This is a genomic window from Enterobacter sp. N5-15 (genome assembly GCF_057221635.1).
In genome coordinates, this window is the sequence record NZ_CM170150.1 from 388,809 (window position 1) to 409,359 (window position 20,551).

The following is a 20,551-nucleotide window of genomic DNA, read 5'->3' on the forward strand; positions in this document are numbered from 1 at the left end:
GTCTGGCCTTATGAAACGTTACTCAACTGCTCTGTTATTCGGTCTGCTGTCACTCACCAGCCAGCTGGCTCATGCCGATATTGTTGATGATGCTATTGGCAACATTCAGCAGGCGATCAACGATGCCTATAATCCCAGCAGCAGCCGTAGCAGCAGCGATGACGATCGTTATGACCGCAGCCGTCAAATCGACAGCCGACAGTACGACGATCGTCGTCGGCAGCTTGAAGACAGACGTCGCCGTCTCGACGAGCGTCAGCGTCAGTTGGATGACGATCGCCGTCGGTTAGAAGAAGATGAGCGCAGGTTAGAAGACGATTACGATCGAGGTTAAGTGCGGCCTGTTGCCCTCACCCCGACCCTCTCCCACGGGAGAGGGAGAAAACCTAATCCAGTACCAGCACCATCCCGTCATAGCCCGCTTCTATGCCCTGCGGCAGCGGGTTATTCATCATCCACACATCAAACAGATGGCTGACGTGCGTCAGGATCACCTGCGGACAGCCAATCGCCTCGTTTAACGCAATCACGGTATTTAAGTCGCAATGGTTTCGCGGCGTCTCGTCGCGCGGTTCATGGCTGCAGTCGATAATCATCGCCTGCGGCTGATTGTTGAGCAGGAACTTCACCGTTTTTTCCGGCAGCCCGGCAGTGTCGGAAAGCCAGGCCACGCGGCTGTGGGCCGATTCTAGCAAATACCCGAAGGTCAGTTTTGAATGGTTAAGCGGCAGCGGCGTAACCCGCATTCCCTGAAGTTCAAACATGACGAACGGTTCGACCGTGTGGCTGAAATCCAGAATCCCCGGATGTTTAAACAGGTCGTCGCAGCCCGCTTCGTCCGGCGGACCGTAAACCGGAATCGTCGCACCAACGCCCCAGCGCAGGGGGAAGAGACCCTGAACGTGATCCATATGGTAATGGGTCAGCAAAAACTGCTGAAAGCTGCCTGCGGGCCAGTCGTCCATCAGGTGCGGAATGCCCGCGTCCAGCAGCGTCACCGCATCGTTGAATTTGACCACCGCGCTGCAGGGGCGACGGCGATAGTTGTCCTGCAGGCGCGCCCGGCGGCAGGCCGCGCAGTCGCAGCCAAAGACCGGCACCAGCTGGGCGCCACCCGTTCCCGTCAACGTGATGGTCAGACTCATAACGCACCTCTACAGCGGTTTGGTGAATCGGAAATGGCTCTGCGTGTATCCTTCACGAACGTAAAAACGGTGCGCGTCGGTGCGCTTCACGCTGGTGGAAAGTTCGGTCAGCTCCGCGCCGGCCTGTCGTGCTACCTCTTCCGCCCAGGCCAGCAGCTGACTTCCCACCTTTAACCCACGCGCCTGCGGCATCACCACCAGCTCCTGGATCTCGCCGATCCAGCGCGCGTGATGGAGGTGAAACTGCATGTGCAGGCCTATCATGCCGATGGCCTGTCCCTCTCTCTCCGCAAGCTGGTAGCGCATGTTGCGATCCTGCAGATTGGCAAGATAGCCCGCGTGAAACGCCTGGCGATCGAACTCTGCCTGCTTCAGTTCGCAGATCAGGGCGTAAACACTCTGCGCATCGTCGGCGGTAGCGGGGCGAAGCTGGCAGTCAGGCATGCTGTTTCTCCTTCTGACGGATAAGCGATAAAAAGGTATCGACTGACTGTAGCAAACTTCCGTCGTTATTGAGGATGTGGCAGTCGGACGGGGCATAGCGGGCCGCACGCTCAAGCCGCTGATCGATCTCACGGGCTGATTCACGCCCCCGACTCTGCAACCGGCTGCGCAGGACGTCCGGCGAAACCTGCAGACAGACCGGCAGCAGGGCCGCCTCATAGCGGGCGCGCGCTTGTGGCAGATGCGCACGCGAGCCGTTAACCAGCACGTCGAAGCCCGCATGCAGCCACAGATCGGTCTCAATGCCGATCCCATAGTAATAACCGTTGGCATGCCAGCTCAGCGCCAGCAGGTTTTGCCCGGCACGAATGAAAAATTCCTGCTCGCTCAGGGCGATATGATTTTCACTCCCGGCATTAGCCGCGCGGGTAATATAGCGGTGCGCAACCAGCAGCTGCGGATGTTCCCGCTGCCGCAAGGCGGACAGCAGGCTGTCCTTACCGGAGCCGGAGGGCCCCATTAACCAGATGAGCCTTCCCATCAGAACACCCTTTTTCCCTGACGCCAGACGTGGTCGATATGAACGTGCTCCCCCTTGCGGTGGGCCAGCACCAGGTCCGCGCGTTTTCCCTCGGCGATTTCCCCGCGATCCTGAAGGTTGAGCGCCCTGGCCGGGTTTTTCGTCACCAGGCGAATCGCCTGCGGCAGCGTAAAGCTGTTGTCCTCGTCGTCCGCCACCCGGAACGCCGCATCCAGCAGGCTGGCGGGGTAGTAGTCGGACGAGAGAATATCCAGCAGGCCGAGGGCGGCGAGCCTGCTTGCCGCCACGTTACCGGAGTGCGATCCGCCGCGCACGATGTTCGGTGCGCCCATCAGCACGTTCATGCCGTGCCTGCGGGAGGCTTCAGCCGCCTCGAACGTGGTGGGAAATTCGGCGATCGCGCTGCCAAGCAGGTGCGATTCGCGCACGTGATCGTGCGTGGCGTCGTCATGGCTGGCCAGCGCGATGTTGCGGTCACGACACATCGCGGCAATCTTGAGGCGGTTCGGCTGCGACCACTGGGCCGCAAGCGCCAGCTGCTCTTCCTCGTAGCGCGCCATCTCGGCGTCGTTGAGCGAGTATTTGCCCTGATAGTATTCGCGATACTTTTCAATGTTGGCGAACTGGCGCTGCCCCGGCGAGTGGTCCATCAGGGAGACCAGCGAGACCGGCTCGCGCCCGACCAGCTTTTCAAACAGCGGCAGGGTGGTGTGGTGCGGCAGCTCGCAGCGCAGGTGCAGACGGTGCTCGGCGCGGTTGAGGCCGCGTTTTTGCGTCTCCTCCACGGCGTTGATCATCTTCTCCAGATTCTCCAGGCGGTCGCCGCCGTCGCGCACGTCGCCAATGGCCACCGCGTCCAGCACGGTGGTGATGCCGCTGGCGACCATCAGCGCGTCGTGGCTGCTCATCGCCGAATGGGCGGGCCAGTCCACCTTCGGGCGCGGGGTGAAAAATTTGTCCAGATTATCGGTATGCAGCTCAATCAGCCCCGGCAGCAGCCAGCCGCCTTCACCGTCCATCGCTTCAGGGGTACGGCTCTGGGTTTCTGCAAAGGCGCGAATAACGCCTTCATGGACTTCAACCGAGCCATCAACGACTTCATTTTCCAGCACCAGCCTGACGTTATTGATAATCATGCGTTTGTCCCCATCGGGTGCAGTCTGTCCGCCACGCGGCTGCGTACGGCGTCGTCGTGGAAGATCCCGACGATCGCCGCCCCGCGCGCTTTGGCCTGTTCGATCAGCGCCACCACGGCGGCGCTGTTTTTACCGTCGAGCGAGGCGGTGGGTTCATCCAGAAGTAAAATCGGGTAGTCGACAATAAAGCCGCGGGCGATATTGACGCGCTGCTGTTCGCCGCCGGAAAAGGTCGACGGAGCGAGGTGCCACAGGCGTTCAGGCACGTTGAGGCGCGTCAGCAGGCTGGCGGCTTTGGCGGCGCAGGTTTCGCGCGGCACGCCGAGATCCAGCAGCGGCTGCATCACCACGTCCAGGGCAGAGATCCGCGGGATCACCCGCAGAAACTGGCTGACCCAGCCGATCGTCGTGCGGCGCACTTCCAGCACTTTACGCGCGGGGGCCTGCACCAGATCGACCCACTCATCGTTGTGGCGAATGCGGATATGGCCTTCGTCCGGGAGGTAGTTAGCGTACAGGGAGCGCAGCAGGGTGGATTTTCCGCTGCCGGAATGGCCGTGCAGCACCACGCATTCGCCGCTGCTGACCTCTAACGAGGCATTTTGCAGCACCGGCAGGCGCACGCCGTTTTGCTGGTGGAGCACGAAGGTCTTACTTACGTTTTGTACGTGGATCATGTTGGCCTCGCGATTCGTTTTGCCGGGTGGCGGCTTCGCCTTACCCGGCCTTCAGGTGCGGTGTTCGTAGGCCGGGTAAGCGCAGCGCCACCCGGCGACAGCGCCCTCAATTCTGCAACACGGACGACACCAGCAGCTGGGTGTACGGATGGTGTGGATCGTCGAGCACCCGGTCGGTGAGCCCACTTTCCACCACCTGACCCTGCTTCATCACCAGCAGACGGTCCGCCAGCAGGCGCGCAACGCCCAGATCGTGGGTGACAATCACCACCGCAAGGTTCAGCTCCACCACCAGACCGCGCAGCAGGTCGAGCAGGCGCGCCTGCACGGAGACGTCCAGCCCGCCGGTGGGTTCGTCCATAAACACCAGCTTCGGATGGGTCACCAGGTTGCGGGCAATCTGCAGGCGCTGCTGCATCCCACCGGAGAAGGTTGTCGGCAGGTCGTCGATGCGCGAGGCGGGGATTTCAACTTCCTCCAGCCAGTGCTGGGCAGTGGCGCGGATGTTGCCGTAGTGGCGCGCGCCGGTGGCCATCAGGCGTTCGCCGATGTTGCCCCCGGCGGAGACCTGACGGCGCAGGCCGTCCATCGGGTGCTGATGCACCACGCCCCACTCGGTGCGCAGCAGGCGGCGGCGCTCGGCCTCGCTTATGCCGTAGAGGGAGCGTCCCTGATACAGGATCTCGCCGTGTTGCGGCGTCAGGCGCGCGGAGATGGACTTCAGCAGGGTGGTTTTGCCGGAGCCGGACTCGCCGACGATCCCCAGCACTTCGCCCGGCCACAGCTCGAACGACACGTCGCTAAAGCCTTTGCCCGGCGCATACAGGTGAGTCAGGTGATTAACCGAAAGCAGCGGTTTCATTGGCCGTTCGCCTCGCTCTGTTGGCGGCAGTAATCGGTGTCGGAGCAGACAAACATCCGTTTGCCCGTGTCGTCCAGCACCACTTCGTCCAGATAGCTGTGTTGGGATCCGCAGATGGCGCACGGCTCGTCCCACTCCTGCACCGTAAACGGGTGATCGTCGAAATCGAGACTTTCCACGCGGGTGTAAGGCGGGACGGCGTAGATGCGCTTTTCGCGCCCGGCGCCGAACAGCTGCAGGGCGGGCATCATGTCCATCTTCGGGTTATCGAACTTCGGGATCGGCGACGGGTCCATCACGTAGCGCCCGTTGACCTTCACCGGGTAGGCGTAGGTGGTGGCGATATGGCCGAAGCGGGCGATATCCTCATACAGCTTCACCTGCATTACCCCGTACTCCTCCAGCGCGTGCATGGTGCGGGTTTCCGTTTCGCGCGGCTCGATAAAGCGCAGCGGCTCCGGGATCGGCACCTGGAAAATCAAAATCTGATCTTCAGCCAGCGGGGTTTCGGGGATGCGGTGACGGGTCTGGATCAGCGTCGCGTCTTCGGTTTTTTCGGTGGTGGTGACGCCGGTGACGCGCTGGAAGAAGCTTCGGATCGACACGGCGTTGGTGGTGTCGTCGGCACCCTGGTCGATGACCTTCAGCACGTCCGCCTCGCCGATCACGCTGGCGGTGATCTGAATACCGCCCGTGCCCCAGCCGTAGGGCATCGGCATTTCGCGGCCGCCGAACGGCACCTGATAGCCCGGAATGGCCACCGCTTTAAGTATCGCGCGGCGGATCATGCGTTTGGTTTGCTCATCAAGATAGGCAAAGTTGTAGCCGCTTAAGTTAGCCATTGGCGCGCTCCCGTTGCAGGCGTTTCAGCAGTTCCAGTTCGGCCTGGAAATCGACGTAGTGCGGCAGCTTGAGGTGCGAGACAAAGCCGGCGGCCTCAACGTTATCCGCGTGGGCCAGCACGAACTCTTCGTCCTGCGCCGGGCCTGCAACGTGCTCGCCGTAGTCCGGTGCCTGGAGTGCGCGGTCAACCAGCGCCATTGCCATGGCCTTGCGCTCGCCGAGGCCGAACACCAGCCCGTAGCCGCGGGTAAAGTGCGGGTCTTCATTTTCGGGCGCGATAAATCCGTTCACCATTTCGCACTCGGTCATCAGCAGTTCGCCGACGTTCACCGCAAAACCCAGCTCTTCCGGCACGATTTCGACGTCGATGTAGCCGCTGCGAATTTCGGCCGCAAACGGGTGGTTGCGCCCGTAGCCGCGCTGGGTGGAGTAGGCCAGCGCCAGCAGATAGCCTTCGTCGCCGCGCATCAGCTGCTGCAGGCGGGACGAGCGCGAGCACGGGTAAACCGGCGGCGTGCGGGTGATGTCATCCGGCTGCGCGTCTGAATCTTCCTCCGCCTTCGCCAGACCCTGCTTCGCCAGCAGGCTGAAGACGTGCGGAGACGGTTCTTGTTCGGCGTCGGAAGCGCTCAGCTGCGGCGCTTCGCCGTTCGCCAGCAGGGTAAAATCCAGCAGGCGATGGGTGTAGTCGTAGGTCGGGCCAAGCAGCTGGCCGCCGGGAATGTCTTTATAAACGGCAGAAATGCGGCGCTCCAGGCGCATCTCCGCCGTGTTCACCGGCTCGCTCACCGCCAGTTTGGCAAGCGTGGTGCGGTAGGCGCGCAGCAGGAAGATGGCTTCCACGTTATCGCCGCTGGCCTGCTTCAGGGCCAGCGCCGCCAGCTCGCGGTCGGCGATGCCGCCCTCAGTCATCACGCGGTCGACGGCAAGGTTTAGCTGCTGTTCAATCTGGGCGACGCTCAGCTCGGGAAGCCGTTCATCGCCCCGTCGTCTGTGCGCCTGTAGCGCATGGGCGGCGGCGATGGCCTTCTCGCCCCCTTTGACGGCAACGTACATCAGCACACCTCCACGTGGGTGGTCCGCGGGATTGCCAGCAGGCGTTCGCCGCAGGTCAGGATCAGGTCAATGCCCAGCGGGAACGGGTGCGGGCGTTCGGTCAGCTCGTGAATGATGCACTCCGGCAGCTGCGGCGCGACCATGCGCTCGTCGGCGATGCCTGCCCCCGTGAGGCGCAGCATGCGGCCGCCGCTCAGGCTGGAGACCTGCAGGATCAGCGTGGCGCTGGTTTCCGGGGCGACGGCGCTGCCTTCGCTCAGGGCGTTAAGCTGTTCATGGCTGATTTGCTCGTCGGCCACGGCAAAAACCGCCTGCTGGGGCTGATCGACCAGCGGGGCGCCGGTGTGAAAACGCAGGTTCTGGCTGGCGATATCGTTCGACAGCGCGCCCGAGAGCCACACCGGGGTGTCGTTATCGGCAAGCGTCAGCAGCACGCTGGTGGTCGCCAGGTTCAGCGGCAGCCAGCCCTGGGAGAGCTGGTGCAGCGAGACGATCACGCCCGGCTCGCTCATCGCTTTCAGCAGGCGACGAAAACTGTGTTGGGCATCCTGGACGGCCAGGGTAAAAGCAGGTTGAAGCGTCATGCGTTGTCTCCGCGAACGAGCGTAAAGAAGTCGACCCGGCTGGCGTTCACTTCGGCCTGACGTGCGGCAATGCGCGCGGCGCGGTCGGCTTCCAGCGGGGCAATAAGGGTTTCCATTAACGTCTGGAAATAGGGTTGTTCCTGTAAAAGCGCGTCGATTACCGCGCAGCGCTCGGCGTGCGCTTTGTCGCGCCCCAGCACGTAGCTGTAGCCCAGCGTGCCGCTGTTCAGGCGGATCGCCGCGCGGGTGAGGGTGGCGTCTCCGGCGAAGAAGCGCTCGCCGGTGCCGCCCATGCGCGCCTGGATCTGAACGAGGCCGATCTCCGGGGCGCGAAGGGTGTCGTAATCGGGTGCCAGACTCAGGGCGCTCATGCGGGCAGAGAGCGCGGCAGGCTGGCTGTGGGCCAGCACGCGCATCCAGCGCTGTCGGGTGGAGGTGTCGAAGTGCATTCAGTGCTCCATGGTGAATTCGATCATGTCGGCGCGGGTCAGGCTGACGGAGTATTCCGTCGCGTTGATCTCGCCGTCACGGTGGTTGAGGGTGCGCACGCAGAGCAGCGGGGCCATATTGGGAATTTCGAGCACCTTGCTCTCTTTCGCCTGCGCGCGACGGGCGCTGATGCGCGTCTGGGTGCGCTTGAGCGCAACGCCTGTCGCATCCTGAAGAAAGTCATGCAGCGAGCCGCTGGAGAAATGCTGGAGCACGGGCCAGAGGGCGAGGTCCGCGAAGTAGTGGTCTATCTGGCACACCGCCACGCCGTTAACCCGGCGCAGGGTGCGCAGGTGAATGACGTTATCGCCCTCCTGAATGCCCAGCGCGTCCGCCACGTGGCTGGAGGCCGGGCGCAATACCGAGAGCAGCTTTTCGCTGGTCGGGTGGCTGCCCTGATCCAGCAGGTTCTGGCTGAAGCGCGCCTGGGCGTTTAGCGGGTAGTCGAACGGGCGCATCAGCACCAGCACGCCCACGCCCTGACGGCGCTGGACCCAGCCGCGCTCGACCAGCTGGTCAATGGCGCGGCGCAGGGTGTGTCGGTTCACCTCATAGCGGTCGGCAAGCTGCTGCTCGGCGGGCAGGTAGTCCCCGCAGCGGTAGTGCGTGCGCAGCTCCACTTCGAGCTTTGCCGCAATCTCCTGCCAGCGGGTCGGGTAACTGGTCGGATGTCTGGATAAGTGCATAGAAAACAAAGCCTCGCTTCTCAGATGAAGTGCTTACGCAAACGTTGAGAGAGGAAATCCAGCAGGCTGACGGTGACGATGATGAGTACCATCAGGGCGCAGGTTTGCTGGAACTGGAAACCGCGAATCGCTTCCCACAGGGTGACGCCAATCCCGCCTGCGCCCACCATGCCGACCACGGTGGCGGAGCGGACGTTGGACTCAAAGCGGTACAGGGAGTAGGAGATCAGCAGCGGCATCACCTGCGGCAGGACGCCGTAAAGGATCTCTTCGATTTTGTTTGCGCCCGTGGCGCGGATGCCTTCCACCGGGCCGGGCTCGATGGCTTCGACCGCTTCGGAGAGCAGCTTGGAAAGCACGCCGGTGGTGTGGATGAACAGCGCCATCACGCCGGCAAACGGACCCAGGCCGACGGCGACCACGAACAGCATCGCAAAGACCATTTCATTGATGGCGCGGCAGGCGTCCATCAGGCGACGCATCGGCTGATACACCCACCACGGCACGATGTTTTCGGCGCTCATCAGGCCAAATGGAATGGAGAGAACGACGGCAAGGGCGGTGCCCCAGACGGCGATTTGCAGGGTGACCGCCATTTCGCTGAGATAGTCCTGCCACTGGCTGAAGTCCGGCGGGAAGAAGTCGGCGGCGAAGGTCGCCATGTTGCCAGCGTCTTTGAAGAGCAGCAGCGGATCCATTTCCGCGCCCTTCCAGGAGATAAACAGCACCGCCAGCAGGATGGCCCAGCTTATGAGCGAGAACCAGCTGCGCTTCGGCGGTGGGAGGGTGATGGTTTGCATGTTGGCTCCTTAATCTGTTCTCCCTCTCCCTGTGGGAGAGGGCCGGGGTGAGGGCATCAGCGTGCGCATTTCCCCCTCACCCTAACCCTCTCCCTCAAGGGAGAGGGGACTTGAGTTACTGCACCGCTTTATTCACGCTGGTCATGGCGCTCAGCGCGGCGGTCAGGCGGTCGAGGTCTTCCAGCTGGGCCTGAATGGTGGCCACTTTGCTGGTCTTCTCCTCGTCCTTCAGCCCTTTGTTGTCCTTCACGCCCTGCATCTCTTTAAACAGCGCCAACTGACGAATCGGGACCAGCTGCAGGTCGCTTGACGGGCGGAACGGTGCCCAGCCCAGACGCTCCAGGACCGCTTTCTCTTCCGGCGTTTTGCCATAGGTCATAAAGAAGTCGTACACCTTGTCCTTGGTGTTTTCAGACAGGTTTTTACGCCACACGATCGGGTCGCCCGGGATCAGCGGCGATTTCCAGATAACCTTGATTTCCTTCAGCTTGTCCGGCGCGGAAGTTTTCAGCTTGTCGAGGTTTTCGGTGTTGTTGGTGGCAACGTCCACCTGCTTGTTGGCCACGGCCAGGGCGTTAGTTTCGTGGCTGGCGTTCACCGTGCGCTTGAAGTCGCTGGCGGAGGCGTTGTTTTTGGCGAAGACGTAGTAGCCGGGGACAAGGTAACCGGAGGTGGAGTTCGGATCGCCGTTGCCGAAGGTCAGCTCTTTGCGTTTGGCGAGCATGTCGTTGAGGTTGTTGATCGGGCTGTCTTTGTTCACGATCAGCACGCTCCAGTAGCCCGGGGAGCCATCTGCCGCGACGGTCTGGGCAAACACCTGGCCGTTCGCGCGGTCCACCGCTTCCATGGCGGAGAGGTTGCCGTACCAGGCGATGTCCACTTTATTAAAGCGCATCCCCTGGATGATGCCCGCGTAGTCCGGGGCGAAGAAGGCGTTCACTTTGATCCCCAGCTTGGTTTCCATATCTTTCAGGAACGGTTCCCACTGAGGCTTCAGGTTCTGCTGTGATTCCGTCGAAATAATGCCGAAGTTCAGCACTTTTTCCTGCTCTTCCGCATACGCTGGGCTTAACAGGGTGCTGATGCTGAACATGCTGGTAAAGGCCAGCGCGGCAACGGCTTTGTAGCTCATGTACTTTCCTCGGATCGGGTTTAATTAAGCAGCCTGCGCGTTCTCTTCGACGCGGTTAATGCTGCGGTAGAGATGGTCAAAACGTTCGTTATCAAACTGATGGCTCGCGCCATCAAAGAACACGTGTCCCTGACGCAGGGCGACAATGCGTTCGCAGTAGCGCAGGGCGTAATCCACCTGATGCAGCGTGACCACCACGGTGATGCCGTCGTTCTGGTTAATGTCGCGCAGGGTCTCCATCACGATGCGTGCGGACTCCGGGTCCAGCGAGGCAATGGGTTCGTCAGCGAGAATGATTTGCGCTTTTTGCATCAGGGCGCGGGCAATGGCGACGCGCTGCTGTTGTCCACCGGACAGGGTGGAGACGCGCTGGTGGGCGAAATGCGCCATGCCGACGCGGGTCAGCGCCTGTAAGGCTTCCTGCTTCTGGGAAGGGGAGAACCAGCGCAGACAGGTGCGCCAGAACGGCGTGCTGCCGAGCGCGCCAATCAGCACGTTCTCCAGCACCGTCAGGCGGTTCACCAGGTTGAACTGCTGGAAGATGTAGCCCGTCTGGGCGCGGCTCTTGCGGATATCGCTGGCGAGACGCCCCGCGCGCTGCACGGTATTGCCCAGCAGCTCGACGTGGCTTTCCGGCGTTTTATCGCAGGTGATAAGGCCGCTTAAATGACGCAGAAGGGTGGATTTACCTGAACCGGATGGCCCCAGCAGCGCCACCATTTCGCCCTGCTGGACGGTCAGATCAACGGCATGCAGAGCCTTATTGTGATTGAAGGTCTTGCTCAGTTTCTCGACGCGGATGACGGTTTGCATGTGCTGGGCCTCACGATAAATGTGGCCTCATGCTGGCGCATCAATGTGACATTTGGGTTAAGTCTGGGTTGCGGGAGTTTGAAGAGTTGAGGGGGGTTTGATGACAGGCGGAGGCAGACGGCCCTCCGCCCGAAGATTAGTGCTGCTGTTTAACGACGTTAATCATCCACGGCACGCCGTATTTATCGGTGACTTTACCGAAACCGTGCGCCCAGAAGGTTTCCTGCCAGGCCATTTCGATATTCCCGCCCGCGGCGAGGTTGTCGAACCAGCGCTTGCCTTCATTAACGTCCTGGGTATCGAGTACCAGCGTGAAACCCGCGTACTGCGCGTTGCTGCCCGGCGGCATCCCGTCGCTCATCATGATATCGCTGCCCGCAATGCGAACGTTGGAGTGAGCGATAGCCGAATCCGGAAATTGCATACCGGACGGACAGCCTTCATCGCTGTTATCGCTTTTTGGCATTTCGCCGAAGGTGATTTTATAGAGGAGTTCTGCGCCGACGGCTTGCTGGTAGAAAGAAGTGGCTTCTGCACAGTTGCCGGCGAAAGAGATGTAGGGACTTAACGGCATAATCTTTACCTCACGTAAGAAAAGCCCGTTAAGTGTAGTTCCCGAAAACCCGGTAAGCGAAGCGCCACCGGGCGGGTAAATCAGTTCTTTTTCACGAACTCGGATTTCAGCTTCATCGGACCGAAGCCGTCAATTTTGCAGTCGATATTATGATCGCCTTCAACCAGACGGATATTCTTCACTTTGGTGCCAATTTTCAGCATGGAAGAACTGCCTTTCACTTTCAGGTCTTTAACCACGGTTACGCTGTCGCCGTCCGCCAGCAAATTGCCGTTCGCATCTTTTACGACAAGTGCATCAGCATCGTGTGATGGTTCGGCATCATTCCATTCGTGAGCGCATTCCGGGCAGATGAACATGCCATTATCTTCATAGGTGTATTCAGAATTGCATTTTGGGCAATGTGGGAGTGACATATCGGTATCCTCAAAAAAGTGTAAACGCGCTGGAAAGTGCCAGCTAAATGACGGCAGCGTGCCGAAAAAGGCGGCAAGTATAGCGCAAATCCACACGGTTGTCGGTGATATTGTGAATTAAAAAAATGCAAAAAGCGTATCGGGAGTGACACTTCCTGTCAGTCAGTTAAGCGATGCTTACGTCATTAACACGGTGGAAAGAATGGGTGCTAAATATATCGAATATTTTATTGCGGCAAATTGCTACGCTCCTCCATTTCGGATAAGGTGAAGCGACACATTGTTATTTATCTCCTGACTTCGCTGCCATCCATATCTTTTGGCAGGGGCGTATTACCTCTCTTTTTAGGTGGGTAAATAATGATGATATATCCTGAAGTTTCTTAAAATTGGGCTACGCTTTTTTCTTTTGGCCGTCAGGCCAGGAGGGGAGCTATACACGCCATGCAAGGATAGCGAATTATTTCTGATTATCATCAATCGGTTATATTTCGGCGAACATGTTTTCCACACGTGATCATATAAGCCTGAACAACATAATTAATACCAGTGGCTTAATAAAAGTAATAAATTTGCGTTAAGGAAAGGCTTTTATCATGCACACACAGACCATTTTTGAATTAAGCCAGGAAGCTGAGCGTTTGTTACAGCTCGCCCTGCAAAATCTTGATACGTTGAAATCAATGCCGACTGCGATGCTGGAGAGCACAGCGGCTGCCATTACGGGTGAAAAGAACAACGTTTTACCTTTGCATTTTAGTGCGCGCGGTGTCGAAGCACAGCAGGCGATGCTGAATAATGAATTACGGAAAATAACCCGGCTGGAAATGGTCCTCGCTATTGTTGGCACCATGAAAGCGGGGAAATCGACCACCATTAATGCGATTGTGGGTACCGAAGTGTTGCCGAACCGCAATCGTCCGATGACGGCGCTACCTACCCTGATTCGCCATACGCCGGGTCAGAAGGATCCGGTGCTGCATTTCTCACATGCCTCGCCGATTGATGATTTGATTCAACTGCTTCAGAAAAAGCTATGCGATTACGATCGCGGGAAGCTGGCTCAGCATCTGGAAATTGATAAAGACATGAATACGCTGCTGGAGCGCATTGAAAAAGGAGAAGCTTTTGAGAAGCATCACCTGGGCGCGCAGCCGATATTTCATTGTCTGAAAAGCCTTAACGACCTGGTGAGACTTTCCCAGGCGTTAGGCGTGGAGTTTCCCTTCTCTGAATATGCCGCCATCGAACATATTCCGGTGATTGAAGTGGAGTTCGTGCATCTTGCGGGTCTGGATGCTCACCTCGGACAGCTGACGCTGCTCGATACGCCCGGGCCGAATGAGGCCGGACAGCCGCATCTGCAAAAAATGCTCAACGAACAGTTGTCCCGCGCGTCGGCGGTGCTGGCCGTGATGGATTATACCCAGCTTAAATCCATCTCTGATGAAGAAGTCCGCCAGGCCATTTCCGCGGCGGGAAAATCCGTGCCGCTGTATGCGCTGGTCAATAAGTTCGATCAGAAAGATCGCAATAGCGACGATGAAGAGCAGATCCGGGCGATGATCTCCGGCACCTTAATGAAAGGCAATATTTCGCCTGGCCAGATCTACCCCGTTTCCTCCATGTGGGCGTATCTGGCGAACCGCGCTCGCTACGAGATGAGTACCCACGGACAGCTGCCGGATCATCAGGAGCAACCCTGGGTGCAGGATTTTGCCGAAGCGGCGCTTGGGCGGCGCTGGCGTACGGCGGACCTGGACGATATCGAGCATGTTCGTCATTCTGCCGATTTGCTCTGGGAAGATTCGCTCTTCGAACAACCCATACGCAAATTGATTTACGCCGCCTATGCCAACGCCTCGCTATACGCGCTGCGTTCGGCCTCGCATAAGCTCCTTAATTACGCACAAAATGCCCGGGAGTACCTCGACTTCCGCTATCAGGGTCTGACGGTCGCCTTTGAGGCGCTGGAATTAAATATCACACGTCTGGAAGAGGACATGGCGCTTCTGCAGACGCGCCAGAGCGTGGTGAGCGATGAGGTGAAACATGAAGTTGAGGAGGCGCTGAACGCTACCGCGGACTTTATGGGTGCCCAAAAAACCGCGCTTAACCAGGCGATTGGCGAGGTGTTCAGCGCTCAGCATATTCGTGATTTGGCAGGCATCGATCGGCAGAACGCTCACGGTGACGAGCTGAAGCAGCTGGTTCTGGACGACGAAGGGCAGGCGCAGATTGCGCTGAGTAAAATCCGCTCCTCCTGCGAGCGGGTGATGCTGGATGCGCAGACGAAGATTTGCCGGGAGCTGGCGTTACGCTTCGACCAGCTTGAGTCTACGCTGGCGCGCTCCCTGAACGAGGCCATGCGTCCCATCGAAACGCGTATTAAAGAGCATCTGAGCCATGCGGGTTTTCGGGCGCGAATCAGTTTCCCGGCGTTTCAGGCGAGCCAGCTTAACTTCAATACGCGGGCGCTGTTTAACGATGCGATTGCGCAGGATGACAGCCAGGCAGGCCTGCCATCGAGTGGGAGCAGCATGCGAGAGACGGTCTCTCGCTGGCTCAATAATCCGGGCTGGGGCTGGGATGAGTATGTGGAAACGCGCACGCGCTATGTTATCGACATTGCGCAGCTACATGACAAATTTAAGCAACATATTGAACAGTTTTGTGAACAAATACGTAAAGCTTTGTCCGCGCAGGTCGATGTCTCTGTTACGGCAGGAATGGCAACGTTCTTTGCGGAATTTTCGCTGTGCCTGACCGGGTTACAGGAAAGCTTGCGTGATAGCCTCGCAGTGCGTCAACAGAATGAGCATTCAACCCGAGCGCTCTGTCAGCTGTTGAAGCAAAGTATCACTACTGCGACGTGGATACAGGAAGATACCCGACTGTTACGCGATGATATTCAAACTCTATTCGCGGCAGAGCAACCATGACAACACCACTACTGGACGGCCCCGGGCGAACGTTGGAGTGTATTAATCCAAAATTTATGGTCGATCTGGTGCAGGGGGGAGACGCGGCGCGTCATTCTCACCTGGGACCACAACAGCTTCAGTTTCGCGAGCGTTTGACTCAAGAAATCATGACGCATACCCGGCTACGCCCCTGGGCGATGGCGGGTATGCTCAATGAAAATGCAGCGCTGCGCCTGGGGCTGGCGGAAAAACTGGCCGGCATGCTTGATCCGGGTCATCTGGCGCTGACGCTGATGGCAGAGAAGCTGATTGCTTTGCGCCAGCAGACGAACCCGCGCGCCCCGCAATCCCCCGGTCTGATGCAGCAGTACGCTGAACTCGCCTCTCATTTTACCCAACGTGCAGCTTATAAAGAAAAGGCGCTGACCCAGCGCGGGCTCACGGTGCAGGCGGGCGAGCACAGCGAGCAGATTTTTACCCGCTGGCGGGCCGGGCATTATGATGGCTGGTCGCTGGCCGGGCGCTGTTTTATCGTGCTGGAAGAGCTGCGCTGGGGGGCATTTGGTGATGCATGCCGCCTCGCGAATGAAGATGTAGCGGCAATGCTTAAGGATAACCTGCGCAGCATGGCGGCTAACTATCTGGCGCAGGGCATCAATGCATCCCCCACGACCCGCCATTTCTATCACCAGTGGCTGACAACGCCTGCCTCTCCGGGTTTAATCGATCATAAAGACATGCTGGGGTGGCTGGGGGACTGGTGTCAGGCGGATCAACATCCGGTGAGCTGGTCAGTCACGCAAAACTGGCAGACCGTCGCGCTGGGTATGCCAAGGCTCTGTTCGGCAAAACGGCTGGTGGACGCGATGGTAGAAGAGATTTTTGGGTAAATCCCTTACCCCTCACCCTAACCCTCTCCCCGTAGGGGAGAGGGGATGGTTTGGTGCGGTGTGTTAATGATTCATTTCTATTGGTTTCGGCTCAGGCTGGGTCTCTGGCATATTCCCGTAGCGTTTCGCATACAGCGCCGTGATGATGGGGACCAGAATCGCGGTCACAATCACGCTTGCGGCAACCAGCGCCGTCGCTGAAGCGGCCACCGGTTCGAAGGCCGGGTTAATTTGGGCAATAATCACCGGGTTTGCGACAGCAGCACCCGCGGCTGAAGAGGCGGCGACGCCAGCCGTGCCGTTTCCTCCTCCGATTACACGGTCGGCAATAATCAGCGGAATACCGGTGATGACGATCACGGCGACACCCAGCACAATCCCCAGCAGGCCGGTATCGAGAATGACTTTCAGGTTGATGGTGTTCCCCAGCGCGAAACCGAAGAACGGGATCAGCACCGGCGTGGCTTTGCTAAAGAAATCACGCAGATCGTGATCGAGATTGCCAAGGGCGAAACCGATCAGGAAGGGCAGGATCGCGCCGACAAAGTGGTGGGGTTCAAACGAGGCCAGGCCAGCAGACCCCAGGATCAGCATCGTCATCAGCGGGCCGGACTCCAGAGACATCAACACAAATGCGCCGGACTCTTCTTTCGTCCCGTACTGGTTCATCAGGCTGGCGTACAATCCGCCGTTGGTCATATCCATCGCCGAGACAATCGCCAGGACTGATAAACCCGCGAAGAACCCGGTCTGAATTCCATCCTCCGGAATGAACATCGCGCATATCATCGCCACCGCCCAGGCTACGGCTATTTTGGTTATCACCAGCGTACCGGATTTGCGTATTACAGTACCCGTTGCCCGCAAATTAATGGATGCGCCGATACAAAAAAACCAGACGGCAAGAATGGGAACCGTGCCTGTTATCATGCCTTTTGTGAAACCGCCAAAATAAGCTCCGGTATCAGGAGCAAGGGTATTCAGGATCGCGCCCAGTACCAGCGGAACCAGCATCATACCGCCAGGTATGCGTTCTATCGTGGCTTTAATCTTCATGGACAAACCTCACATCGGGTCCCGCAGGACGGGTGATAGGTGTTAAAAATTAGTCAATAAATTCAATCAATTGCTCTTTTTGCTTGCGGTCTTTTTCGATAGCTCTGCAGCATATTTAAATGTGTGCTCCCGATTAACCTCATTCAGAAACACCTTAAACGCTGAATTCGGATTTATCATGCGATCATTGGAATAGTGATTCAATTAAAATAAAACATCGTTTTAGTTATCTTTGTCACATATTCAATGCAAAACTTGAGGCCGGTTCCTGTTGATGGAAATTTATGTAAAGCTGATGTGAATTAACGTGGTTTGTTTTTCTGTTAGGAAAGAAATAATGACGCGCGGGAGGATGTTCTTTAGGTAGGTTAAGGAAGTGCTTATTGGCACTCCTTGACAAAAATTTGCCTGAGCTGACCGGACGCGAAAATATGTGTGAAGTTGATCACAAATATAAACGCTGGTAGGGTAAAAAGGTCATTAACTGCCCAGGCAGGCGTCAACAGGTTCGGTTGTATCGACGTAAAACGTCAATGTAAGTAAACCTGCTACGCTTGAATAAGGCGATTCGCATGGAGCGGATCCCATGGTTCACAGAACGCAAACTGGACTGTGAAACAGACAGGGCCGAGTCAACGAGGATAGCTATGCTAAGAAGGAAAAAGATTAAACCCATCACGCTTCGCGACGTCACCATTATTGATGACGCAAAGCTGCGTAAAGCCATTACCGCAGCCTCGCTCGGTAATGCGATGGAATGGTTCGATTTTGGTGTTTACGGCTTTGTGGCCTATGCGTTAGGTAAAGTGTTTTTCCCCGGGGCCGATCCCAGCCTGCAGATGATTGCCGCACTGGGTACGTTCTCCGTTCCCTTCCTGATTCGCCCGCTGGGCGGTCTGTTCTTCGGTATGCTCGGCGATAAATATGGTCGCCAGAAAATCCTTGCCATCACCATCGTCATTATGTCGATCAGTACATTCTGTATCGGCCTTATACCGTCCTACGCCACCATCGGCATTTGGGCACCGATTCTGCTGCTGATTTGTAAGATGGCTCAGGGCTTCTCCGTGGGCGGTGAATATACCGGTGCCTCGATCTTTGTTGCCGAGTATTCCCCGGACCGTAAGCGCGGTTTTATGGGGAGCTGGCTGGACTTTGGCTCGATTGCCGGGTTTGTTATGGGCGCGGGCGTAGTGGTGCTGATTTCAACCGTGGTGGGCGAAGATAACTTCCTCGACTGGGGCTGGCGTATCCCGTTCTTCCTGGCACTGCCGCTGGGGATTATTGGTCTCTACCTGCGTCATGCGCTTGAGGAGACGCCCGCGTTCCAGCAGCACGTCGAAAAACTGGAACAGGGTGACCGCGAAGGGCTGCAGGATGGTCCGAAGGTGTCGTTCAAAGAGATTGCCACTAAGCACTGGCGCAGCCTGCTGACCTGTATTGGCCTGGTGATTTCGACCAACGTGACCTACTACATGCTGTTGACCTACATGCCGAGCTATCTGTCGCATAACCTGCACTACTCGGAAGATCACGGTGTGCTGATTATTATCGCCATCATGGTCGGTATGCTGTTTGTGCAGCCGATTATGGGCCTGTTGAGTGACCGTTTTGGCCGTCGACCGTTCATTATCCTGGGAAGCGTCGCGCTGTTTGCTCTGGCCATTCCGGCATTCATACTGATTAACAGCGATGTGCTGGGGCTGATTTTTGCCGGTCTGCTGATGCTGGCGGTGATCCTTAACTGCTTTATCGGGGTGATGGCCTCAACGTTGCCTGCGATGTTCCCGACCCACATTCGCTACAGCGCGCTGGCCGCGGCCTTTAACATCTCGGTGCTGATTGCCGGTCTGACCCCGACGCTTGCCGCCTCGCTGGTAGAGAGTACGCAGAACCTGATGATGCCGGCTTATTACCTGATGGTGATCGCGGTGATTGGTTTGATTACCGGTATTACCATGAAGGAGACGGCGAATCGCCCTCTGAAAGGTGCAACGCCTGCGGCGTCTGATATCCAGGAAGCGAAAGAGATCCTGCGTGAGCACTACGATAACGTAGAGCAGAAGATTGAGGATATTGACGCAGAGATTGAAGAGCTGCAGAAAAAACGCTCCCGACTGGTGGACCAGCATCCACGCATCAACGAGTAATAAAGAAACCCGCCAACGGCGGGTTTTCTTTTATTAGCATCCAGCAGCGATGTAGTCGCCATTGGCGCTGACGGGGATCACCGTCAGGAACAGCACCGTCGCGAACAGGATCAGGACTATCCCTCCGGCTATTTTGACTGACGGTACGAGCCATCTCAATGAGGCGCTTTCTCCGAACCAGCTCACCGTGCGCTCGCGGGCGTAGCGTACTGCCAGTGAAAGCCCCACGATAGAGAGCGCGGTTCCCAAAGACATGGTCATGACTGCGGCCACCCCCCAGGTGACAATGCCCAGCGCGTTCGAAAACATCAGAATCATGATCGCCCCGCTGCACGGGCGTGCGCCAATCGCCAGAATGACGCCCAGGCGCGTTTTCCAGTCGCCTTGTGTCAGGTTGGTCCCCACGCCATGATGACCGCAGCCACAGTGTTCATCGTGCTGATGAAGCGGCTTGATGGCTGAGATCGTTAACCTGTGTGGACGCAGGCTCTTCAGCGCCTGGTAAATAACAAACGCGCCAAATGCGCCAATAAGCACTGCGCTTATCTTCTCCACGTACCAGCGGCTGGTACTGATATCCCCTGAGGCGAGGTTAAACCCCACCGCCAGAATAAAGACAAACAGAATAGCGCTCACGCCCTGCATCAGGCTACCCAGGAAGGGGACGACCCGGGCGGCCAGCTCGCTTTCCTTATTGGTGGTCAGATAGGTCGTTACAATGAATTTTCCGTGCCCGGGTCCGATGGCGTGAAGGACACCATAAAGGAAAGCCCCCGTTAACAGCCATAATCCGCCGCTGTACTGGTGGTTATTAAGCTGCAGCAGATACATCACCAGATAACGGTGCAGCGTAATTTGTGTGGCGAGACACCACTGGATAAAAGCGTTCCAGTGCGCATGCAGGGTAAAACCGGCAAAGAGGATTGCCAGCAGCATCACCCCTGCGGTAGGGAGGCGCCAGTCACGGGCGAGGCGTTGTGTGGTCATGAGGATGGGCCTGCACAGAGGAGAGTATTTGCCGCTAGTATAGTTGATCTTCCCGCTCAATTCGTAGGATCGCATCGCGATCCGCTCAGGATTGTGGATAACTTTGTGCATAAAAGGGTATAAGGCGGGGTTTTGCTGTGGAATGCAGCAGTCAGTCATTTTTCTGTCATTTAGCGGTTGCGGCCTGCTGAGAACTCCCTATAATGCGCCTCCATCGACACGGCAGATGTGAATCACTTCACACAACAAGCGGTTCGGTTGAAGAGAAAAAATCCTGAAATAACGGGTTGACTCTGAAAGAGGAAAGCGTAATATACGCCACCTCGCAACGGTGAGCGAAAGCCGC

The 20,551-nt window shown here is 57.9% G+C and carries 22 protein-coding genes; 4 read left to right on the forward strand and 18 right to left on the reverse strand.

Features of this window, described 5'->3' with window-relative positions:
- Positions 1–10 precede the first annotated feature (10 nt).
- Complete coding sequence (gene yjdP / locus AC2TE5_RS01810) at positions 11–334, forward strand: DDRRRQL repeat protein YjdP (RefSeq protein WP_032650638.1); 324 nt, start codon at positions 11–13, stop codon at positions 332–334.
- Between the two features lie 52 nt (positions 335–386).
- On the opposite strand, the gene phnP is transcribed toward yjdP, so the two are convergent.
- From phnP to AC2TE5_RS01890, 16 genes are all read right to left on the reverse strand, one after another.
- Positions 387–1,145: a phosphonate metabolism protein PhnP gene (gene phnP, locus AC2TE5_RS01815; RefSeq protein ID WP_484612552.1), complete on the reverse strand. Its 759-nt coding sequence runs from the start codon at positions 1,143–1,145 to the stop codon at positions 387–389.
- A gap of 9 nt (positions 1,146–1,154) precedes the next feature.
- On the reverse strand, positions 1,155–1,589 hold the full coding sequence (gene phnO / locus AC2TE5_RS01820) for an aminoalkylphosphonate N-acetyltransferase (RefSeq protein WP_484612553.1): 435 nt from the start codon (positions 1,587–1,589) through the stop codon (positions 1,155–1,157).
- Complete coding sequence (phnN, locus tag AC2TE5_RS01825) at positions 1,582–2,133, reverse strand: ribose 1,5-bisphosphokinase (protein ID WP_152594386.1); 552 nt, start codon at positions 2,131–2,133, stop codon at positions 1,582–1,584. Before phnN ends, phnO begins: the two co-directional genes overlap by 8 nt.
- Entirely contained in the window at positions 2,130–3,266 is a 1,137-nt protein-coding gene (gene phnM / locus AC2TE5_RS01830; RefSeq protein WP_484612554.1) for an alpha-D-ribose 1-methylphosphonate 5-triphosphate diphosphatase, read from the reverse strand. Before phnM ends, phnN begins: the two co-directional genes overlap by 4 nt.
- Complete coding sequence (phnL, locus tag AC2TE5_RS01835) at positions 3,263–3,943, reverse strand: phosphonate C-P lyase system protein PhnL (RefSeq protein WP_484612555.1); 681 nt, start codon at positions 3,941–3,943, stop codon at positions 3,263–3,265. Before phnL ends, phnM begins: the two co-directional genes overlap by 4 nt.
- Positions 3,944–4,049: 106 nt before the next feature.
- Positions 4,050–4,805, reverse strand: a complete 756-nt coding sequence (phnK, locus tag AC2TE5_RS01840; RefSeq protein ID WP_213329605.1) for a phosphonate C-P lyase system protein PhnK — start codon at positions 4,803–4,805, stop codon at positions 4,050–4,052.
- Positions 4,802–5,647 carry an alpha-D-ribose 1-methylphosphonate 5-phosphate C-P-lyase PhnJ gene (locus tag AC2TE5_RS01845; RefSeq protein ID WP_063144955.1) on the reverse strand — a complete coding sequence of 282 codons (846 nt, stop codon included), beginning with the start codon at positions 5,645–5,647 and terminating at the stop codon, positions 4,802–4,804. The genes phnK and AC2TE5_RS01845 overlap by 4 nt, the downstream gene beginning before the upstream one ends.
- Positions 5,640–6,704 (reverse strand): carbon-phosphorus lyase complex subunit, encoded by a 1,065-nt coding sequence (locus AC2TE5_RS01850; protein WP_213329602.1) that lies wholly within the window; start codon positions 6,702–6,704, stop codon positions 5,640–5,642. The genes AC2TE5_RS01845 and AC2TE5_RS01850 overlap by 8 nt, the downstream gene beginning before the upstream one ends.
- Entirely contained in the window at positions 6,704–7,288 is a 585-nt protein-coding gene (phnH, locus tag AC2TE5_RS01855) for a phosphonate C-P lyase system protein PhnH (protein WP_096150964.1), read from the reverse strand. The genes AC2TE5_RS01850 and phnH overlap by 1 nt, the downstream gene beginning before the upstream one ends.
- Positions 7,285–7,737 (reverse strand): phosphonate C-P lyase system protein PhnG, encoded by a 453-nt coding sequence (gene phnG / locus AC2TE5_RS01860; protein WP_121426267.1) that lies wholly within the window; start codon positions 7,735–7,737, stop codon positions 7,285–7,287. Before phnG ends, phnH begins: the two co-directional genes overlap by 4 nt.
- Positions 7,738–8,463: a phosphonate metabolism transcriptional regulator PhnF gene (phnF, locus tag AC2TE5_RS01865; RefSeq protein WP_029740235.1), complete on the reverse strand. Its 726-nt coding sequence runs from the start codon at positions 8,461–8,463 to the stop codon at positions 7,738–7,740.
- Between the two features lie 20 nt (positions 8,464–8,483).
- A complete protein-coding gene (gene phnE / locus AC2TE5_RS01870; RefSeq protein ID WP_213329596.1) occupies positions 8,484–9,263 on the reverse strand; it encodes a phosphonate ABC transporter, permease protein PhnE in 780 nt (259 codons plus the stop codon).
- 115 nt (positions 9,264–9,378) lie between these two features.
- Positions 9,379–10,395, reverse strand: coding sequence for a phosphonate ABC transporter substrate-binding protein (gene phnD / locus AC2TE5_RS01875; protein ID WP_484612556.1), 1,017 nt, complete (start codon positions 10,393–10,395; stop codon positions 9,379–9,381).
- Between the two features lie 24 nt (positions 10,396–10,419).
- Positions 10,420–11,208: a phosphonate ABC transporter ATP-binding protein gene (gene phnC / locus AC2TE5_RS01880; protein WP_023334215.1), complete on the reverse strand. Its 789-nt coding sequence runs from the start codon at positions 11,206–11,208 to the stop codon at positions 10,420–10,422.
- 136 nt (positions 11,209–11,344) lie between these two features.
- The gene (gene yjdN, locus AC2TE5_RS01885) at positions 11,345–11,782 is read right to left on the reverse strand and encodes a VOC family metalloprotein YjdN (RefSeq protein ID WP_029740238.1); all 438 of its coding nucleotides are present in this window, start codon (positions 11,780–11,782) and stop codon (positions 11,345–11,347) included.
- An 80-nt stretch (positions 11,783–11,862) separates the two neighbouring features.
- Positions 11,863–12,198 (reverse strand): zinc ribbon domain-containing protein YjdM, encoded by a 336-nt coding sequence (locus tag AC2TE5_RS01890; protein WP_023334217.1) that lies wholly within the window; start codon positions 12,196–12,198, stop codon positions 11,863–11,865.
- Positions 12,199–12,794: 596 nt separating this feature from the next.
- On the opposite strand from AC2TE5_RS01890, the gene crfC reads away from it, so the two are divergent.
- Positions 12,795–15,140, forward strand: coding sequence for a clamp-binding protein CrfC (crfC, locus tag AC2TE5_RS01895; RefSeq protein WP_484612557.1), 2,346 nt, complete (start codon positions 12,795–12,797; stop codon positions 15,138–15,140).
- Positions 15,137–16,012 carry a diguanylate cyclase regulator RdcB family protein gene (locus tag AC2TE5_RS01900; RefSeq protein ID WP_213329587.1) on the forward strand — a complete coding sequence of 292 codons (876 nt, stop codon included), beginning with the start codon at positions 15,137–15,139 and terminating at the stop codon, positions 16,010–16,012. Before crfC ends, AC2TE5_RS01900 begins: the two co-directional genes overlap by 4 nt.
- Before the next feature lie 63 nt (positions 16,013–16,075).
- On the opposite strand, the gene kdgT is transcribed toward AC2TE5_RS01900, so the two are convergent.
- Entirely contained in the window at positions 16,076–17,068 is a 993-nt protein-coding gene (gene kdgT / locus AC2TE5_RS01905) for a 2-keto-3-deoxygluconate transporter (RefSeq protein WP_121426274.1), read from the reverse strand.
- Between the two features lie 647 nt (positions 17,069–17,715).
- Between kdgT and proP the strand changes: the two genes are divergently transcribed.
- Positions 17,716–19,218, forward strand: a complete 1,503-nt coding sequence (gene proP / locus AC2TE5_RS01910; RefSeq protein WP_213329581.1) for a glycine betaine/L-proline transporter ProP — start codon at positions 17,716–17,718, stop codon at positions 19,216–19,218.
- A gap of 33 nt (positions 19,219–19,251) precedes the next feature.
- Here proP and AC2TE5_RS01915 read toward each other — a convergent pair whose 3' ends face one another.
- Positions 19,252–20,205 carry a nickel/cobalt transporter gene (locus AC2TE5_RS01915; RefSeq protein ID WP_213329579.1) on the reverse strand — a complete coding sequence of 318 codons (954 nt, stop codon included), beginning with the start codon at positions 20,203–20,205 and terminating at the stop codon, positions 19,252–19,254.
- Positions 20,206–20,551 lie beyond the last annotated feature (346 nt).

Excerpts from the sequence above, each read along its gene's own strand:
- crfC (WP_484612557.1), top strand. The coding sequence starts at position 12,795 with ATGCACACACAGACCATTTTTGAATTAAGCCAGGAAGCTGAGCGTTTG.
- AC2TE5_RS01915 (WP_213329579.1), bottom strand. The coding sequence starts at position 20,205 with ATGACCACACAACGCCTCGCCCGTGACTGGCGCCTCCCTACCGCAGGG.
- phnP (WP_484612552.1), bottom strand. The coding sequence starts at position 1,145 with ATGAGTCTGACCATCACGTTGACGGGAACGGGTGGCGCCCAGCTGGTG.
- phnD (WP_484612556.1), bottom strand. The coding sequence starts at position 10,395 with ATGAGCTACAAAGCCGTTGCCGCGCTGGCCTTTACCAGCATGTTCAGC.
- phnK (WP_213329605.1), bottom strand. The coding sequence starts at position 4,805 with ATGAAACCGCTGCTTTCGGTTAATCACCTGACTCACCTGTATGCGCCG.
- AC2TE5_RS01900 (WP_213329587.1), top strand. The coding sequence starts at position 15,137 with ATGACAACACCACTACTGGACGGCCCCGGGCGAACGTTGGAGTGTATT.
- yjdP (WP_032650638.1), top strand. The coding sequence starts at position 11 with ATGAAACGTTACTCAACTGCTCTGTTATTCGGTCTGCTGTCACTCACC.
- AC2TE5_RS01890 (WP_023334217.1), bottom strand. The coding sequence starts at position 12,198 with ATGTCACTCCCACATTGCCCAAAATGCAATTCTGAATACACCTATGAA.
- phnM (WP_484612554.1), bottom strand. The coding sequence starts at position 3,266 with ATGATTATCAATAACGTCAGGCTGGTGCTGGAAAATGAAGTCGTTGAT.
- proP (WP_213329581.1), top strand. The coding sequence starts at position 17,716 with ATGCTAAGAAGGAAAAAGATTAAACCCATCACGCTTCGCGACGTCACC.
- AC2TE5_RS01850 (WP_213329602.1), bottom strand. The coding sequence starts at position 6,704 with ATGTACGTTGCCGTCAAAGGGGGCGAGAAGGCCATCGCCGCCGCCCAT.
- phnO (WP_484612553.1), bottom strand. The coding sequence starts at position 1,589 with ATGCCTGACTGCCAGCTTCGCCCCGCTACCGCCGACGATGCGCAGAGT.
- phnF (WP_029740235.1), bottom strand. The coding sequence starts at position 8,463 with ATGCACTTATCCAGACATCCGACCAGTTACCCGACCCGCTGGCAGGAG.
- phnE (WP_213329596.1), bottom strand. The coding sequence starts at position 9,263 with ATGCAAACCATCACCCTCCCACCGCCGAAGCGCAGCTGGTTCTCGCTC.
- phnG (WP_121426267.1), bottom strand. The coding sequence starts at position 7,737 with ATGCACTTCGACACCTCCACCCGACAGCGCTGGATGCGCGTGCTGGCC.
- kdgT (WP_121426274.1), bottom strand. The coding sequence starts at position 17,068 with ATGAAGATTAAAGCCACGATAGAACGCATACCTGGCGGTATGATGCTG.
- yjdN (WP_029740238.1), bottom strand. The coding sequence starts at position 11,782 with ATGCCGTTAAGTCCCTACATCTCTTTCGCCGGCAACTGTGCAGAAGCC.
- phnC (WP_023334215.1), bottom strand. The coding sequence starts at position 11,208 with ATGCAAACCGTCATCCGCGTCGAGAAACTGAGCAAGACCTTCAATCAC.
- AC2TE5_RS01845 (WP_063144955.1), bottom strand. The coding sequence starts at position 5,647 with ATGGCTAACTTAAGCGGCTACAACTTTGCCTATCTTGATGAGCAAACC.
- phnH (WP_096150964.1), bottom strand. The coding sequence starts at position 7,288 with ATGACGCTTCAACCTGCTTTTACCCTGGCCGTCCAGGATGCCCAACAC.
- phnL (WP_484612555.1), bottom strand. The coding sequence starts at position 3,943 with ATGATCCACGTACAAAACGTAAGTAAGACCTTCGTGCTCCACCAGCAA.